Raw genomic sequence first — 14,999 nt, 5'->3', positions numbered from 1 at the left:
CCTGTCCTGCCGACTTTTTCTGACGGACACTTAGGGAAGAGTGCAGATTCTCGGACCGCTCCCCAACGGCGCGGACAGGGTGTCGTTCATGGTCATTCGTTGCGGCAACAATCAGGTTCCGGTCTAGCCCGTATGCGCGCGCTCGCCCAAGGACGAGTGATGCTCGCGGGCCTTGTGGCGTTTGCCGCCGCAACTCTGTGCGCAGGGGCCGATGCCCAGACGGAGCAGCCTGCGGAAGTCGCTCCGCCACCGCCCGAGGTTACGAGCGAAGCTGCCCAGCCTGCCGCTGCGCCGCCCGTGACCGTCGAGCCGGTCAAGCCGACCGCGGAAGAGCTGGGCGCCATGGACGTATGCGAAGAAATGCAGAACGAATCCGCGCCCACGACTATTGAACGCGTCCGGCGACGCCTGTCGATCACCGCCTGCGCCTCTTCTGCCTGGCTGGATGGACTCTTCGGCGACCAGATGATGTACGAGGACTATAGGCAGACGTACGGCACGGTGTCGGCGGGTGCCCTGTGGGACGACTACGAGGGATTCGATCCGCGCCTGCGCTTCCGCATCCGTCTGCAGCTTCCGCAGTGGGACGAAAGCATCTCGGCTTTCGCGGGTCGCGTTGGTGAAGAGGATTACATCAGCGACATCGAAGACGACTTCGACGCCCTGCCGACGCGCCAGTTCGGTGATCTCGAAGACGACAGTGTGCTCGTCGGTCTCGGCTATTCGAACCCCAAGCGCACGGGCAACGACTTCGACGCGAGTGTCGGCGTGCGACTCGATCTGCCGCTCGATCCGTATGCGCGCGCCCGTTACGAGATCATTCGTGAGTTCGCCGAGCACTACGTATTCAGCGCCCGTGAAACCATTTTCTGGCAGAACTCGGAAGGCTTCGGCAGTACCACGCGCTTTCATCTCGATCGCGCGTTGTCCGATCGCTTCCTGGTTCGTTGGGCGAATCTCGGCAAGTTCACGGAGGAAACAACAGGTCTCGAGTGGTACTCACAGGTCACGCTGTTCCAGAGCGTCGGAGAAAGGATGGGTCTTGCGTGGCAGGCACAGATCGAAGGTGCGACCGACAACGAGGTGCAGATCACCCGAACGTCGGTGCGTCTGATCATGCGTCGCCGCTTCGAGAGCTTCGAATGGCTCTTCCTCGAACTGCGCGGCGGCGTCGGCTGGCCGCGCGAGCGTCTCGACGAAGAGCGCGAGATGAGTCCCGAACTGGGTATCGCGCTCGAGATGCAGTTCGGGCAGCGGCGTGAGCGATGGTACCGGTGAATGCTGTTCTCCGATCTCGTCGCATCTTCCAATCGGGTAGCCGGAACGCGCAGTCGCCTCGCGAAACTGCGTGAGCTCGCTCAATGCCTGCGCGCGCTCGCTCCTGAGGAGATCGAGATCGGGGTCCTGTGGCTCTCCGGCGAGATACGGCAGGGCAAGATAGGTCTCGGGTATGCGGCGATTCGACAGGCGCAGCCTGCTCCGGCGCAGGAGGCTTCGCTGACATTGCTCGATGTGGATCAAGCGATCGAGCAGATCATGACGACGCGCGGCGCGGGTTCGGCCACGCGTCGCAAGAATCAACTCGACTCGTTGCTGTCGCGGGCGACAGCGGAGGAACAGAGCTTTCTGTCACGCCTCGTGGTCGGAGAGTTGCGGCAGGGCGCACTCGCGGGATTGATGGTCGATGCCATCGCGGAGGCGTCGTCGTTGCCTGTCGCGGATGTCCGTCGCGCCGCGATGTATTCGCAGCAGGTAGGGACGCTGGCTCGCGCGGCTCTCGTCGAAGGCAGTGCCGGGCTCGCGAAGTTCCGGATTCAGGTCCTGTCGCCGATCGCGCCCATGCTGGCGCAGACTGCACCCGACGTCGAAACCGCACTGGAGCAACTCGGTGGCCAAGCCATGTTCGAGTGGAAAGTCGACGGTGCCCGCGTGCAGGTTCACAAGTCGGACGACACCATTCGAGTCTTCACGCGCAGTCTCAATGATGTCACGGACGCCGTGCCCGAAGTCGTCGAGGCGATTCGCGGTATCGCTGCGCGCGAAATCGTGCTCGACGGCGAAACGGTCGCGCTCGATTCGAACGGTCGCCCGCTGCCGTTCCAGATCACGATGAAGCGGTTCGGCCGCAAGCTCGATGTCGACGCCATGCGTCGCGAGCTGCCCCTCCATGTGTACTTCTTCGATTGCCTGCAGCTCGATGGTGAAAGTCTGGCTGACCGACCGGCGCGTGAGCGATTCGAAGCGCTGGAGAGGGCGCTGCCGGCCGGGATTCGCATTCCTCGCATCACGACTACTGATGCAGCGGCAGCACGCGCCTTCTACGACGGCGTTCTCGCGAAAGGCCATGAGGGCGTGATGGCGAAGGCGGTCGACTCACCCTACGAAGCCGGCAATCGCGGTGCGGGCTGGCTCAAGATCAAGCACGTTCACACACTCGATCTCGTCGTTCTCGCCGCCGAGTGGGGCAGCGGGCGGCGCAACGGATGGTTGTCCAACCTGCATCTCGGGGCACGCGATCCAGCCGGCGGCTTCGTGATGCTGGGCAAGACATTCAAGGGACTCACCGACAGCATGCTTGAATGGCAGACGAAGGAATTCCTGGCGCGCGAGGTGCGGCGCGACAGCTACACCGTCTACGTTCGTCCGGAGATCGTCGTGGAGATCGCCTTCAACGACATTCAATCGAGCTCGCAGTATGCGGGCGGCTATGCGCTGCGCTTCGCGCGCGTGAAAGCGTATCGACCGGACAAGCCAGTGGGGCAGGCGAATACGATCGACGACATCCGGCGAATCTACGCGCAGCAGACGACGATGACGGATCGATAGTCGCTGGCAGCCGCAGCGGCGCGTCAGTCCTGCGGAAAGGCCTGCCGGCGGCCGTCGAGCCTGTGAACGACGCCCTTACGCATCACGAAGCGCACTCGCTCGAGCTCAGTGACGTCATTGAGAGGGTTGGCCGTGACGGCAATGATATCGGCGTCCTTGCCAGGCTCCAGTGAACCCAGGCTGTGCTCGCGACCGAGCAACGTTGCCGCATCGATCGTCGCTGCCCGAATCGCATCGCCCGGCGTCATGCCCGCTTTCACGAGGAGGGCAAACTCGGCGGCGTTCTTGCCCTGATCCGATACGCCGGTATCCGTGCCGAAGGCGATATGCACGCCCGCCTTGATCGCGGCGGCAATGTTGTTGCCGTGTGCTGCCGCGGCTTCCTCGGCCTTCACGAGCGAATTCGCTGAACGCGCACCGGCCCGTGCCTGCGCCAGCGCGGCGTGCGGCGCAATCATCGTCGGCACCAGCCAGGCGTTCTGCTTCTTGAACAACGCATTGGTCTGCGCGTCGGTGTAAGTGCCATGTTCGATCGAATCGACGCCGGCTTCCAGCGCAGCCTTGATACCGTTCTGGCCGTGCGCATGCGCGGTGACCTTGCGGCCCATCAGGTGCGCGGTATCGACGATTGCTTTCATCTCGTCCGCGAACATCTGCTGATTCAGACCACCGGCAATGTTGCTGTTGACGCCACCGGTCGCAGCGAACTTGATGACTTCAGCGCCCTGTGCGATCTGTTCTCGCACTGCGCGGCGGCAATCCTCCGCGCCATTGCAGAGATTGTTCGCACGCGAGCGGCCCAGAGCCGCGATGTCGCGATTGGCGCTGTTCGCGGGATCGCCATGACCGGCAGTGATCGAGATCATGCGTCCCGCGGGTACGATCGTCGGTCCCGCCACGACCCCGCGTGCGATTCCGTCGCGCAGTGCCGTAATCGCGTGGGCGTCCGAGCCGAGATCGCGCACCGTGGTGAACCCGGCTTCGAGCGTACGTCGCGAGTTATCGATCGCGATCAGCAGCAGATCCTCGTAGTCGCGATTGTTCGCGTCCATGCGGCTGCGCATCTTGTCGTCGTCGTTGAAGATGTGCACATGCATGTCGATCAGGCCCGGCAGTACGAACTGCCTGCTGAGATCGACCACGCGGGCGCCCGCTTCCGGAGCTGCATGACCGTCGCGGATTTCCTGGATCTTGCCTGCCCGCACGACGACGGTAGACGCGCCGCGCGGGGCACTTCCGGGACGATCAAGCAAGGCGCCCGCGTGGATGTAGATCGTGGGCTCTGCGGTCTGGGCGCCGGCGCCCGACGCCAGAAGCATCGAGAACGCGGCGCAAGAGAAGAATCCAGCGGAATGAGTCATCGGGGGATCTCGTTCGAGTTGTCCCCCGATACTGTCGTACCTGCCGGCTCTCAGCAAGCGAGCCTCAGTGCTCCGCTCGACCCTTCGGCATCAACTCGTACGGATGCTTCCATCCCGGAAGCGCCCGGATCCGCTGCGTCCATGCGAGCAGATTCGGAAACTCATTGCGATCGATGCTCGTCTCCTCGTCGAAGTAGTGATAGCCGACGAGGGAGAAGTCGGCGATGGTCGGTTCGTCGCCGAGCAGGAACTTGCGGGTCGACAAGTGCTTGTCGACGATCTTGAATGCGCCGACGGCGCGGCCGCGCAGGAACTGCACGACTGCCGGATCGGCCTTCTTCTCGATGCCCACCAGCCAGCGCAGCGTGGCGTAGTAGCTCGTGAACTTGTGGTTGTCGAACAGGATCCAGCGCAGGACTTCGATGCGCTCAGCTTCATTGCGGCCGCCGAACTTGCCGGTGCGCTCGGCGAGCCAGGTCAGGATGGCGCCGCTCTGGGTGAGCTGCAGGCCTTCGGCTTCGAGCATCGGCACTTCGCCCAGTTCGTTGAGGGAGTCCCGAAAGGCCTCACCCCGCGTTTCGCCGCCGAAGTAGTCGACGAAGACGGGCTTCCACGGCAGCTGGCAAAGCTCCAGCATCAGGGCAACCTTGTAGCAATTGCCGGATTCGCCGACGCAATACAGCCGATACTCGCTCATGATTCCTCCGAGGTTGAATGCGACGACTCTACGATCGGCGACGTGCGAGGTAAACGCCTGAAACGGACAGCGTGCGTACGCGGCGGTATGATCGGCCGCTCGTTAGATTTCAGTTGTCGAATCCGGTCCTGACGTCAACATTCACTACAAGAAGGAAGCTTTATGGTCCAGGAAGCGGTCGTTCGTCGTCGCGGCGGATTCCGGAAGTTCATGCTGATCGCGCTGACCGCGCTGCTCGCGGGTGTCCTGTTGTGGACGTGGTTCTCGCTGTCGTGGTCGTACTCCGACGGCGACCGTGCCGGTGTGCTGCTCAAATTTTCGAAGAAGGGCTGGATCTGCAAGACCTACGAAGGCCAGCTGGCGCTGTACGTTGTCGGCGGTGTCGCCCCGCAGCTCTGGGACTTCAGCGTGCGCGATGAGGCGGTGGCGAAGAAGCTGTCGGGCGCGGTCGGCCAGGAGATCCAGCTCCACTACACCGAGCATCGAGGCGTGCCGACGAGCTGTTTCGCCGAAACGCAGTACTTCGCGGATGGATTCACGGTCGTGACCAAGCCCCGGAACTGATCCGATCGGCTACAGGAGCTCTCATGAACCTCATTCGTACCAGCACTCTCGCTGCCGCCGCGTTGTTGTCGTTCGCCGCCCCGGCTGCCGAACCCCCTTCACCCGCCAAGGTCACTCCACTGCTGACCAAAGCGTTGCCCGATCTCCCCGGCAAGGAAGGCATGATGCTGACTGTCGAGTACGCGCCCGGCGGCGCATCGCCGAGTCATCGTCACAACGCGCACACGTTCGTCTACGTGCTCGAGGGCAACGTCGTGATGCAGGTAGCGGGAGGGAAGGAGATGACGCTGAAGGTGGGCGATACGTTCTACGAAGCGCCGACCGACATCCACAGCGTGTCGCGCAATGCCAGCGACTCGCAGCCGGCGAAGCTGCTCGTGTTCTTCATCAAGGATGCCGGCGCGCCAGTGTCGATGCCGGTGAAGTAGGCCCTCCCCTGGAGCAGGGAGGGCCCGGGAAAGATCGGGTTACTTGCCCTTCACCGACACGACGTATTCCTCCACTTCTTTCTGAAGGGTGTCGAGCGGCATGGTTCCCGTGTCGAGGACGACGCGATGGAAGTCCTTCGGCGAGAACTTGTCGCCCAGTTGCTCGCGGGCATGGTCGCGCATCTCGAGAATGCGCAGCTGACCGATCATGTACGAGCAGGCCTGCCCTGGATTGACCACGTAGCGATCGATCTCGCTCGCCTCGATGCCGTAGTCGATGGCCTGCTGGCGCGTCCACTTCTTGGCGTGCAGTCCGGTATCGACGACGAGACGTCGCGCGCGCCACAGCTCGGCGCTCAACTGACCGAGCAGGCCTTCCGGATCGCCTTCATACCAGCCAGTCTCTGCCGCAAGTTTCTCGGCATAGAGTGCCCAGCCTTCGGACATCGCTGAGATGCCGCCGAGGGCGCGCGACTGGCGGAAGCGCGGCAGCGAGGTGTTCTCCTGCTCCAGTGCGATCTGGAAATGATGTCCCGGCACCGTCTCGTGATAGACGAGCGTGCGCAATCCGAGCTTCGTCATCCGTTGCACGCGCAGCGGCATCTGGAAGATCGCGGGTCGCGATCCGTCGAGGGGTGCGCGGTTGTAGTTCGCCGCCGCACTGGCTTCGCGGAAGCGCGGGAATGGCTGCGCAATGACGGGAGTTTTCGGCATGCGGGCGAACATGGGTTCGCTTCGCTTGATGGCGTCCTTCATGAGGACATCGATGTCCTTCATGATCTGTTCGCGCGACGCATCCGACGTCGGATCCGGATAACGCAGGTCGTCTTCGAGCTTCTTCATGCGATCGCGTACGGAACCTTCCGTGCGACCGAGCGTGCGCAGGATGCCGTCCATTTCGGCTTCGATCTTCGCGACTTGCCGCAGGCCGATCTGGTGAATCTCCTCGGGTGTGAGCGTCGTCGAGGTGAAGCGGACCAGCGCATTCGCGTACGCCTCATCGCCGCCCTTGAAACGCCACAGCCCCGCGTCGTCGGTTGCCTTGGGTTCGATGCGCTTCAGCAGCGCGATGGCCTTCTTCCACGAAGGATAGATTTCCTTCTCGACGAGCGATGTGACCTTCGCCTGAAGCTGAGTGCGCTGCTCGGGCGACAGTGAGCTGATCGTCGCGATCTTCTGCGCGAATGTCGTCACCAGCGGATTCTGATCGGCGGGCGCGTCGGCGAATGTATTCATCGAAGCCAGTGTCGCCTGCACGATGAAGCGTGGCGGCAGCATGTTCTTGCGCACGAGCGCTTCCGATTCGGCCACTGCTTCATCCATGCGATCGTTCGCCAGTGCCAGGCGCGCGATGTAGTTGTCAGCATCCTGCGCGGTCGCGAGCGGATGTCGCAGCGTGAAGGTCTCGACGATGTTCACGTTGGCTCCGCCGAACTGCTGCAGCGGGAAGTAGTAGTCGAGGTACTTCTCCGATCGCACGGTGCCGTTGAGCAGCCACTCCATGAGATCGGCGGAGAGACGCCGAGTGTCGTCGAGTTTCGAGCGATCGAACTTGCGCAGCTCGGCGAGCCCCTTGCGGGCCAGCTCGATGCGCTGCTCGTCGTAGGCGCGTGTCTGCGGCGTCAGTTGCCGCTCGAGCTTCTGCTGTTCTTCCCCGCTGAAGTAGCGCAGGCTCGTCGCGAGATCCGGGTTGCCGCGAACCCATTCGTCCGTGAACCGATCGAAGAATTTGTCGATGTCCTGCGACGTGCCCTGTGCGAGCGCGACGCCGTTCGCCAGCAAGCCGAACATGATGGCCGCGCAGGCGGCCCGCCAGAATCGAGTCATCGGAAGAACCTCGTGTCGCAGGTTTACAAGCGGGCGACACTAGCGGAACTGCCTGGCCCCGCATAGCGGGTAATCGAGGTGACCCGCGGAGCTTTCCGTCATTCCCGCGTACGCGGGAATCCATCTTGTATCCAAAGGCATGGACACCCCCTTCGCGGGTGTAACCGAAGTTGGCTTATAGTCGGCTCGGCATCGGCAGGGGAGACGCCATGAATTTCTGGCAGGGTTTCGCAGTCATCACCGTCGCGCATCTGCTGGCGGCAGCGTCGCCCGGGCCCGATTTCGCGCTCGTGACGCGGCAGTCGCTCGTCCATGGCCGCCGAGCGGGTCTGCTCGCGAGCATCGGCATAGCGCTGGGCCTGTCGATTCACATCGTGTATTCAGCCGCTGGACTCGCTGCAGTCATCGCGCACTCCGTGGAGTGGATGACGGCGATCAAAATGCTGGGCGGCGGCTATCTCATCTACCTGGGTGTGCGCGGCCTGCGGGCGACGCCCGCAAAGTGCGACGATCGCAGCAAGCCCGGTGGCGAGCCTTCGAGTGCGCAGGCACCGACGCTGTCGGGGTCGGCCTGGCGGCAGATCGGTGGCGGCTTCCTCTGCAACGCATTCAATCCGAAGGCGCCGATTTATTTTCTGGCGTTGTTCACAATCGTGCTGTCGCCGGATCTGCCGCTCGCGACACTTGCGATCTACGGCGTGTGGATCATGGTGCTGCAGTGGCTGTGGTTTTCGCTCGTCGCGACTGTGTTCGCGCACAATGCGATTCGCGGCCGCTTGCTCGCCATGAGTCACTGGATCGATCGCGTATTCGGCGTCGCGATGATCGCTCTAGGCGCACGGGTGCTGATGTCAGTAAGGGATGTTTGAGAGCCGGAGTTTCACACGGAGTTCACGGAGTTCACGGAGCAGAGAGTCTTTAGTCGCTTCGATCTCCGTGCCCTCCGTGAACTGCGTGTGCAATCCGATCTCCTAGAGCGTCGCGTCCCGCGACAGCACATCCTGAATCGTGACGCCGACCTGCGGTACGCCACCGAACACGGTGCCCAGCCGGTTGTTGTTCAGGTGTTCGAGTGCGATGGTGGTCGCTTCGGCCGGCAGAGGGACGAAGCCGACTTCCTGCGCGAGTTTCGAGCCCTCGGTGATGTAGAACTCGACGAACTTGCGGACTTCCGGCTGCTGCAGCGACGACTCTTTCACGTAGATGAACAGCGGGCGCGAGAGAGGGCGGTAACTGCCATCGACGACACTTTCGATGCTCGGCAACACCGGGCCCTTCTCGGTCTCGATCGGCACCGCGCGCATGCGGTCCTTGTGTGACGCGTAGTACGCGTAGCCAAAATAACCTAGCGCGTTCTTGTTGTTCTCCACCCCCTGCACGAGCACGTTGTCGTCCTCGCTGGCCGTGTAGTCGCCGCGGCTCGCCTTGGCTTTGTGGGCGACAGCTTCCGTGAAGTAGTCGAACGTGCCCGAGTCCGCACCCGGACCGAAGAGCATCAGTCGTGTGTCCGGCCAGTCCGCGCGAACCTGATTCCAGTTCGTGATCACGCCTTGCGCGGCCGGTTCCCACATCTTCTTCAGATCGTCCATCGTGATCGACGTCACCCAGTCGTTGGAGGGATGCACGACGACCGTGATGGCGTCGAAGGCGATCGGCAGTTCGAGATACTTGATGCCGGCGGCGCGGCACTTCTCCATCTCCTCGGTCAGGATGGGCCGCGAAGCGTTGGCTACGTCGATGTCACCGCGGCACAGTTTCTTGAATCCACCGCCCGTGCCCGAGAGGCCGGCGGTGACCCGGACCCGGTGCTCGCCGGAGGTCTGGAATTCTTCCGCGACGGCTTCGGCGATCGGAAAGACCGTGCTCGATCCATCCATGCGGATCACCGCGACCTCGTCCTTCTCACCGGAGCTGGAGCCTGAGCCGCAGGCGCTGAGCGCAGCGACGCTCGTGGTCAGGAGCAATGCATACAGTCGGTTCACGTTGGTGCCCTCGTGGCGGATCGTGCGAGCGGCAGATTCTATTGATGGATCCGCCTCATGGCGACAGAGGGTTTTGCTCAGGCGGTCCTTCGACGCCGGGAGGTATGCTTGGCCCCCCCGTTCCGAGGTATCCGCCAATGATAAGAATCGTCGTCTCCGCGGCACTGGTGGCTGCAACGATGCACGGAACGGCCCACGCGGCAGCGGATGCCAACGAGGAATCGAGAGCGGTCGCGCGCAGCATCTTCAAGGAGCTGATCGAGATCGACACGTCCGAATCCGGACAGGGCAGCACGCCGGCGGCACTCGCGATCGCGCAACGCATGAAGGACGCCGGGTTCGCCGAAAGCGACATTGTCGTCGCCGGCCCCAATCCCAGGAAGCAGAACGTCGTGGTCCGATTGCGCGGCAACGGACACAAGAAGCCGGTCCTGCTGATCGGTCACCTCGACGTGGTCGAGGCGCGGCGTTCGGACTGGACCACCGATCCCTACCAGTTCGTCGAGAAGGACGGCTACTTCTACGGGCGCGGCACGCAGGACATGAAGGATGGCGACGCCATCATGGCCGCGACGCTGATCCGCCTGAAGAAGGAAAAGTTCAGGAGCGACCGCGACATCATCCTGGCGCTCACTGCCGACGAGGAAGGCGCTGGCGACAACGGTGTCGACTGGCTGCTGAAGAACCGCCGCGATCTTATCGACGCGGAGTTCGTTCTGAACCATGACGGCGGAGGCGTGCTGCTCGAGAACGGCAAAGCCGTCCAGATGGAAGTCACGGCGTCAGAGAAGGTCTACGCGGACTTTCAGCTCTCGACGACAAATCCCGGCGGGCACAGCTCGCTGCCGGTGCCGGAGAATGCGATCTACGCTCTATCGCAGGGACTGACGCGCCTCGCGCGGTACGAATTTCCGTTCGAGCTGAACAATGTCACGCGCGCCTACTACGAGCAGATCGCCAGTCGCGCTACGGGCCAGCGTGCAACCGATCTGAAGGCGATGCTCGCCACGCCGCCAGATCAGCAGGCGATCGCACGGCTCTCGAAGGATTCGATCGATCACGCGATCGTGCGTACCACCTGCGTGGCGACGCGGCTGGAAGCCGGCCACGCCAACAATGCCTTGCCGCAGAAGGCGAACGCGGTTGTGAACTGCCGCATCCTGCCGGGCCATTCGCCGGAAGAAGTCCGCCAGACGCTGATCGAGGTCCTGGACGACTCACGGATCAAAGTGAGCTACATCGCGACGGGCGGTGAGATTCGCGAGACCGCACCGGCAGCGAAGGGATTCCAGCCGCCGCCCCTGCGCGAGGATGTGATCGAGCCGCTGCGGAAAGTCGCCGGCAAGATGTGGCCAGGCACGCCAGTCATTACTTCGATGGCGGCGGGTGCAACCGACGGTGTCTACACGAGCGCCGCGGGACTACCGACATACATCGTCGGCGGCGAAGCAATCGAACGCGACGACATCCGTGCACATGGACAGGACGAGCGCATCGCGGTGAAGTCGTTCAATCGCGCTGTGGATTTCTACTACGAGTATCTGAGGGAAGTGGTGAACTACAGGAAGTGACGGGTCAGCTCTCGTGCTTTCCCAGCTGACCGCCGCGGAGGAGGCGGACTTCGTCGCCGAGGCGGATCAGGCCCGCCTCGATCACTCTCGCCGTGATTCCGCCGTGGCCACGCATTGCGTTGTAGCCGCCGGGCCCGAGCGCTTCTTCCATTCGTGAGCACGGATGGCAGCCACCGGTGCCTTCAAAGGTCGCGTTGCCGATACGAAACAGTGCACCGTTGAGCGCGAGCAGGTTGATGCCACTGACTACGATGTTGCGGCGAAGAAGCGCGGGGTCGACGGCATCGCGATGCAGGAGCCGCCCGATCGTTTCGAGATGCTCGGCCTGAATCAGCGTCACCTGGCGCTTGCTCTCTGCCGTCCCTGAGAAACGATCGCCAGTGAGACCGGCACCGGCGCGGGCTTCGACGACATCAGCAGTCACCATCGGAACCCGTCGTGAGGGGCGTACGCCGATCCAGCGCACGGTCCCGACTTGCGGCAATGTGGAAAGCAGTTCACTGAGCGTCATCCGGCAAGACTAGCGCTCCTTCGGGGCCACCGCAGTCATTCCCGCGAAAGCGGGAATCCATGCCTTCCACAAGATGGATCCCCGCTTTCGCGGGGATGACGTGGCGTGGCTCAGAACTGATACTTGATGCCTGCTCTCACCGTCCTGGGTTCACCGGCGCGGCTCATCCGTCCATCCACCTGCTCGCCGGGAGGATCGAGTCCGGGAACGTTCGCGCCGTAGTAGTACACGATGTCCTTGCCGTCTTCATCGAGCACGTTCAGCACTTCGGCATAGACGACGAAGTTGCCGGGCTTCCACGCGCCGCGAAGATTCACCGTCGTTTCCGGATCGGCGCGCAATGAATTGTCTTCAATGAGCGGGTACTCACCGAGGTAGCGCACGCGCAGGCTCGCTTCCCATTGATCGTTGACGGCGGAGATGCCCAGTTCGCCCGCGTGCTCCACGGCGCCTGCGACGTAATCCTCGCCCGGGCTGTCCACGTAGCGTGCGCGGCTGCCCGTGTACACGGCGTCGAGAGCAAGCCATGGCATCGGACGCCAGAAGCCGACGAGCTCATAGCCACGACGCTCGGTCGCGTTGCCGGGTTCAACAGAGTTCGAGTCGCCGACGAACTTCAGTTCGCTGTCGAGATCGAGCCACCAGTACGTGGCCGTGATGCGGGCATCACCGAACTCGAAGCGTACGCCGGCTTCTTTGCCTTCGCCCTTGCTGATGCCCTTCACGGGTGTATCGGGATTCACGACGCCGCGTGCATCGTTCGAATGGAATCCCTCGCCCCAGTTCGCGTAAACCTCGACGTGATCACTGACCGTCCAGGCCGTGCCGATCTTCGGCGAAGCGGCACTGTCGTGGTCGCTGCCTTCATGAAGACCCGCCATGCGTGCGGTGACGTCGAAGTCGTAGTAGTCGCCGCGCAGTCCGCCGAAGATGCGGAAGCTGTCCGTCGGCTTCCACGTCGCTTCGGAATAGACGCCGATCGAACCCTCGGTCACGAAGTGCCGCGCGATCTGTTCGACGAATTCGCCGCCTTCAGTGTGATTCAGGCCGACGTTGCCGATGTCGTCGTAACGGAACTCGACGCCGGCGTTGAGCGAGAACGCTTCGGCGAGCTCGAAGGTCTGCTCGTAACGGCCGCCTGTGATCCAGCGCCGGTCAAACTGGTCGATCTGATAGTCGTACGTCGGGTTCGACAGCATGTGCCAGTCGTAGTACTGCGCGTGTAGCGATGCACGCCAGCCGTCGCCGGTCAGTCGCGCGCCACCGATCCAGCGCAGTGTTTCGCCGACAGCGGTCGGATCGAGTGCGCAGAACTCGTCTTCGCACACGCTCGTGCCGATCGCGCGCTCGGGAATCTGTTCGGTCGGATCCCACGTGGCGTGATAACCGGAGAGATTGACCTCGAGCTGGCCGAGCGAGGTCGGGCGCGAGTACTTGCCCCAGACGGAGGTGTGTTCGAGGTCTTCCGGCAGCTCCCAGGGTCCGTCGTAGCTCTTGAGCTGTCCCGCGAAGGTGAACGTTCCTTCGCCGGAATCGACGGAGCCGCCGGCCGCCAGTCGGCGCCAGCCGTAGCTGCCGGCTTCCGCCGACACGAACGGATCGATGCGGCGCACCGTGCTCATGAACGACGAGCCGGCCATCGAGAAGTCGCCGGCGTCCGCGCGATACGTGCCCTTGCGGTAGTCGATGCGATCGATGGTCTCGGGGATCAGGCCGTTCACATCCAGATAGCCCTGACCATGGCCGTGGGTGCGCATGTTCATCGGGATGTCGTCGACGTACGTGGTGAAGTCCGTGCCGTGATCGAGGTTGAACCCACGGAGGAAGTACTGGTTCGCCTTGCCGCTGCCGGAGTGCTGCGCCGCGATGAGGCCGGGCACTACTTCGAGCAGTTCCGCCACTCGCAACAGCGGTCGCACCGACAGGTCGGCGCCGCCGACGGCGCCTTCGCTCGCCGCATCCGCGGAACCGATGAGGGCTTCACCCCGAGCGAAAACGACGACTTCGTCGAGCACCTCGTTGTCGGCCGCGCCGGCGACGGTTGTCAGCGCCAGTGCGGAGCAGCACAGGCCCGGACGAAGCAGGGATCGCAAGAAACGTGAAGAAGACATGCGCGGCGCTCGTGAATTTTCAGGGGAGCCGCGAGCGTGACAGTCCGCCTCCCGAATTCAACGTTACAGGCCGTTACGCAACGGTTAATTGCAGCGCAGAGCCTTGCTGCCAAAGGCTTTTGCCGCTCAGCTGCCGAACGCGTGCATGAGCCCCAGGAGCAGCGGGGAGGAGATTGCCGCAAGGGCCGTCGAGATGACGAGGCTGCTGGCGACGGGTGCCTGCAGGGTCTGGAACTGGGCCGCCATCAGATAGACGTTGGCTCCAACCGCCATCGAGGCCAGCAGCACCACGACCTGCAGCTCCAGCGCGGGCAGGCCGATCGCTGCGCCGAGCGCCCAGACCGCCAGTGGCTGGACGAGAAGTTTCAAACCGGTCATCGACAGGCTGAGTCGCCAATCGCGCCGGATGCCGTACTCGGCGAGCCCCAGGCCGAGGACCAGCAAAGCGGCGGGGGCAGCCAGCGATCCGATGCCGTCCAGGACCAGCCGGACCGGCCCCGGCAACCGGTATCCGGACAGCCCGACGAGCGTGCCGATGACGATCGCCGCGACCAGGGGATTCGTCGCGACGCTGAGCGCCGTCTTGCCGAACCCTTTCGCAGTGAACGAGCCGTGCCGCGCCCATTCGACCGAAATACTCACCAGCGTCCAGAGCGTCAGCGCGTTGAACACCAGGACCAGCGCCACTGAGGGAACAGCGGCTTCACCGAGGGTCAGCTTCGCAATCGGCAGCCCCAGCATCACGTTGTTGGAGAAGACGCCGCCGAGCGCGAAAACAGACTGCGATACGCCGTCGAGCTGGAACACTCGCGCCGCGACCAGACGGCCGACGCCGAACACGATGAAGCAGCCGCCGAAGAAGGCGATGAGCAGGCGCGCATCGACGGGCGGCAGCGCGGATAGATCGCTCATCATGCCGAACAGCAGGGCAGGCAGGATCACGGCGAACACCAGCTTCGACGCGATCGACGTCCATCGACGCGGCCAGTGTCGCCACAGACCGATCAGGTAGCCGACGAAGACGATCAGGAACAGGGGCGCGGAGAGGACGAAGTAGTGCCAGGCGGCGGACATGTATTCGGTCGGCGGGGCGGAAGGTGTAACGTGTGAGGGCGGAACTT

13 protein-coding genes are annotated in these 14,999 nt (G+C 63.3%); 6 read left to right on the top strand and 7 right to left on the bottom strand.

Annotated elements, in window-relative coordinates:
* Positions 1 to 159 precede the first annotated feature (159 nt).
* Positions 160 to 1,278, top strand: a complete 1,119-nt coding sequence (locus HNQ60_RS07435; RefSeq protein ID WP_184330411.1) for a hypothetical protein — start codon at positions 160 to 162, stop codon at positions 1,276 to 1,278.
* A complete protein-coding gene (locus HNQ60_RS07430) occupies positions 1,279 to 2,826 on the top strand; it encodes an ATP-dependent DNA ligase (protein WP_184330410.1) in 1,548 nt (515 codons plus the stop codon).
* Between the two features lie 23 nt (positions 2,827 to 2,849).
* Here the strand turns inward: HNQ60_RS07430 and HNQ60_RS07425 are convergent, their stop codons facing one another.
* Together HNQ60_RS07425 and HNQ60_RS07420 are read right to left on the bottom strand one after the other, a co-directional pair.
* A complete protein-coding gene (locus HNQ60_RS07425; RefSeq protein WP_184330409.1) occupies positions 2,850 to 4,187 on the bottom strand; it encodes a metal-dependent hydrolase family protein in 1,338 nt (445 codons plus the stop codon).
* A 64-nt stretch (positions 4,188 to 4,251) separates the two neighbouring features.
* The gene (locus tag HNQ60_RS07420; protein WP_184330408.1) at positions 4,252 to 4,884 is read right to left on the bottom strand and encodes a glutathione S-transferase family protein; all 633 of its coding nucleotides are present in this window, start codon (positions 4,882 to 4,884) and stop codon (positions 4,252 to 4,254) included.
* A 162-nt stretch (positions 4,885 to 5,046) separates the two neighbouring features.
* On the opposite strand from HNQ60_RS07420, the gene HNQ60_RS07415 reads away from it, so the two are divergent.
* Positions 5,047 to 5,448 carry a hypothetical protein gene (locus HNQ60_RS07415; protein WP_221304085.1) on the top strand — a complete coding sequence of 134 codons (402 nt, stop codon included), beginning with the start codon at positions 5,047 to 5,049 and terminating at the stop codon, positions 5,446 to 5,448.
* A 23-nt stretch (positions 5,449 to 5,471) separates the two neighbouring features.
* Positions 5,472 to 5,876: a cupin domain-containing protein gene (locus HNQ60_RS07410; RefSeq protein WP_184330407.1), complete on the top strand. Its 405-nt coding sequence runs from the start codon at positions 5,472 to 5,474 to the stop codon at positions 5,874 to 5,876.
* 39 nt (positions 5,877 to 5,915) lie between these two features.
* On the opposite strand, the gene HNQ60_RS07405 is transcribed toward HNQ60_RS07410, so the two are convergent.
* On the bottom strand, positions 5,916 to 7,703 hold the full coding sequence (locus HNQ60_RS07405; protein WP_184330406.1) for a DUF885 domain-containing protein: 1,788 nt from the start codon (positions 7,701 to 7,703) through the stop codon (positions 5,916 to 5,918).
* Between the two features lie 209 nt (positions 7,704 to 7,912).
* On the opposite strand from HNQ60_RS07405, the gene HNQ60_RS07400 reads away from it, so the two are divergent.
* Positions 7,913 to 8,572 (top strand): LysE family translocator, encoded by a 660-nt coding sequence (locus tag HNQ60_RS07400; protein WP_184330405.1) that lies wholly within the window; start codon positions 7,913 to 7,915, stop codon positions 8,570 to 8,572.
* A gap of 102 nt (positions 8,573 to 8,674) precedes the next feature.
* On the opposite strand, the gene HNQ60_RS07395 is transcribed toward HNQ60_RS07400, so the two are convergent.
* Positions 8,675 to 9,685, bottom strand: coding sequence for a PstS family phosphate ABC transporter substrate-binding protein (locus tag HNQ60_RS07395; RefSeq protein ID WP_184330404.1), 1,011 nt, complete (start codon positions 9,683 to 9,685; stop codon positions 8,675 to 8,677).
* Between the two features lie 137 nt (positions 9,686 to 9,822).
* On the opposite strand from HNQ60_RS07395, the gene HNQ60_RS07390 reads away from it, so the two are divergent.
* Positions 9,823 to 11,256 carry a M20/M25/M40 family metallo-hydrolase gene (locus tag HNQ60_RS07390; protein WP_184330403.1) on the top strand — a complete coding sequence of 478 codons (1,434 nt, stop codon included), beginning with the start codon at positions 9,823 to 9,825 and terminating at the stop codon, positions 11,254 to 11,256.
* A gap of 4 nt (positions 11,257 to 11,260) precedes the next feature.
* Here the strand turns inward: HNQ60_RS07390 and HNQ60_RS07385 are convergent, their stop codons facing one another.
* The 3 genes from HNQ60_RS07385 to HNQ60_RS07375 form a co-directional block, all read right to left on the bottom strand.
* Positions 11,261 to 11,767 carry an MOSC domain-containing protein gene (locus HNQ60_RS07385; RefSeq protein WP_184330402.1) on the bottom strand — a complete coding sequence of 169 codons (507 nt, stop codon included), beginning with the start codon at positions 11,765 to 11,767 and terminating at the stop codon, positions 11,261 to 11,263.
* Positions 11,768 to 11,877: 110 nt separating this feature from the next.
* Positions 11,878 to 13,878 (bottom strand): TonB-dependent receptor, encoded by a 2,001-nt coding sequence (locus HNQ60_RS07380; protein ID WP_184330401.1) that lies wholly within the window; start codon positions 13,876 to 13,878, stop codon positions 11,878 to 11,880.
* 126 nt (positions 13,879 to 14,004) lie between these two features.
* Entirely contained in the window at positions 14,005 to 14,952 is a 948-nt protein-coding gene (locus HNQ60_RS07375; protein WP_184330400.1) for an AEC family transporter, read from the bottom strand.
* Positions 14,953 to 14,999 lie beyond the last annotated feature (47 nt).

The organism is Povalibacter uvarum (assembly GCF_014202975.1).
In the GTDB taxonomy this organism is placed as follows: Bacteria; Pseudomonadota; Gammaproteobacteria; order Steroidobacterales; family Steroidobacteraceae; genus Steroidobacter; species Steroidobacter uvarum.
Note: the sequence above shows the minus strand (reverse complement) of the source record. Positions and strands in the feature narration are given on the sequence as shown.

Coding starts and splice junctions, on each gene's coding strand:
- HNQ60_RS07430 (WP_184330410.1), top strand. CDS start 1,279: ATGCTGTTCTCCGATCTCGTCGCATCTTCCAATCGGGTAGCCGGAACG.
- HNQ60_RS07435 (WP_184330411.1), top strand. CDS start 160: ATGCTCGCGGGCCTTGTGGCGTTTGCCGCCGCAACTCTGTGCGCAGGG.
- HNQ60_RS07400 (WP_184330405.1), top strand. CDS start 7,913: ATGAATTTCTGGCAGGGTTTCGCAGTCATCACCGTCGCGCATCTGCTG.
- HNQ60_RS07415 (WP_221304085.1), top strand. CDS start 5,047: ATGGTCCAGGAAGCGGTCGTTCGTCGTCGCGGCGGATTCCGGAAGTTC.
- HNQ60_RS07385 (WP_184330402.1), bottom strand. CDS start 11,767: ATGACGCTCAGTGAACTGCTTTCCACATTGCCGCAAGTCGGGACCGTG.
- HNQ60_RS07405 (WP_184330406.1), bottom strand. CDS start 7,703: ATGACTCGATTCTGGCGGGCCGCCTGCGCGGCCATCATGTTCGGCTTG.
- HNQ60_RS07425 (WP_184330409.1), bottom strand. CDS start 4,187: ATGACTCATTCCGCTGGATTCTTCTCTTGCGCCGCGTTCTCGATGCTT.
- HNQ60_RS07380 (WP_184330401.1), bottom strand. CDS start 13,878: ATGTCTTCTTCACGTTTCTTGCGATCCCTGCTTCGTCCGGGCCTGTGC.
- HNQ60_RS07420 (WP_184330408.1), bottom strand. CDS start 4,884: ATGAGCGAGTATCGGCTGTATTGCGTCGGCGAATCCGGCAATTGCTAC.
- HNQ60_RS07390 (WP_184330403.1), top strand. CDS start 9,823: ATGATAAGAATCGTCGTCTCCGCGGCACTGGTGGCTGCAACGATGCAC.
- HNQ60_RS07410 (WP_184330407.1), top strand. CDS start 5,472: ATGAACCTCATTCGTACCAGCACTCTCGCTGCCGCCGCGTTGTTGTCG.
- HNQ60_RS07375 (WP_184330400.1), bottom strand. CDS start 14,952: ATGTCCGCCGCCTGGCACTACTTCGTCCTCTCCGCGCCCCTGTTCCTG.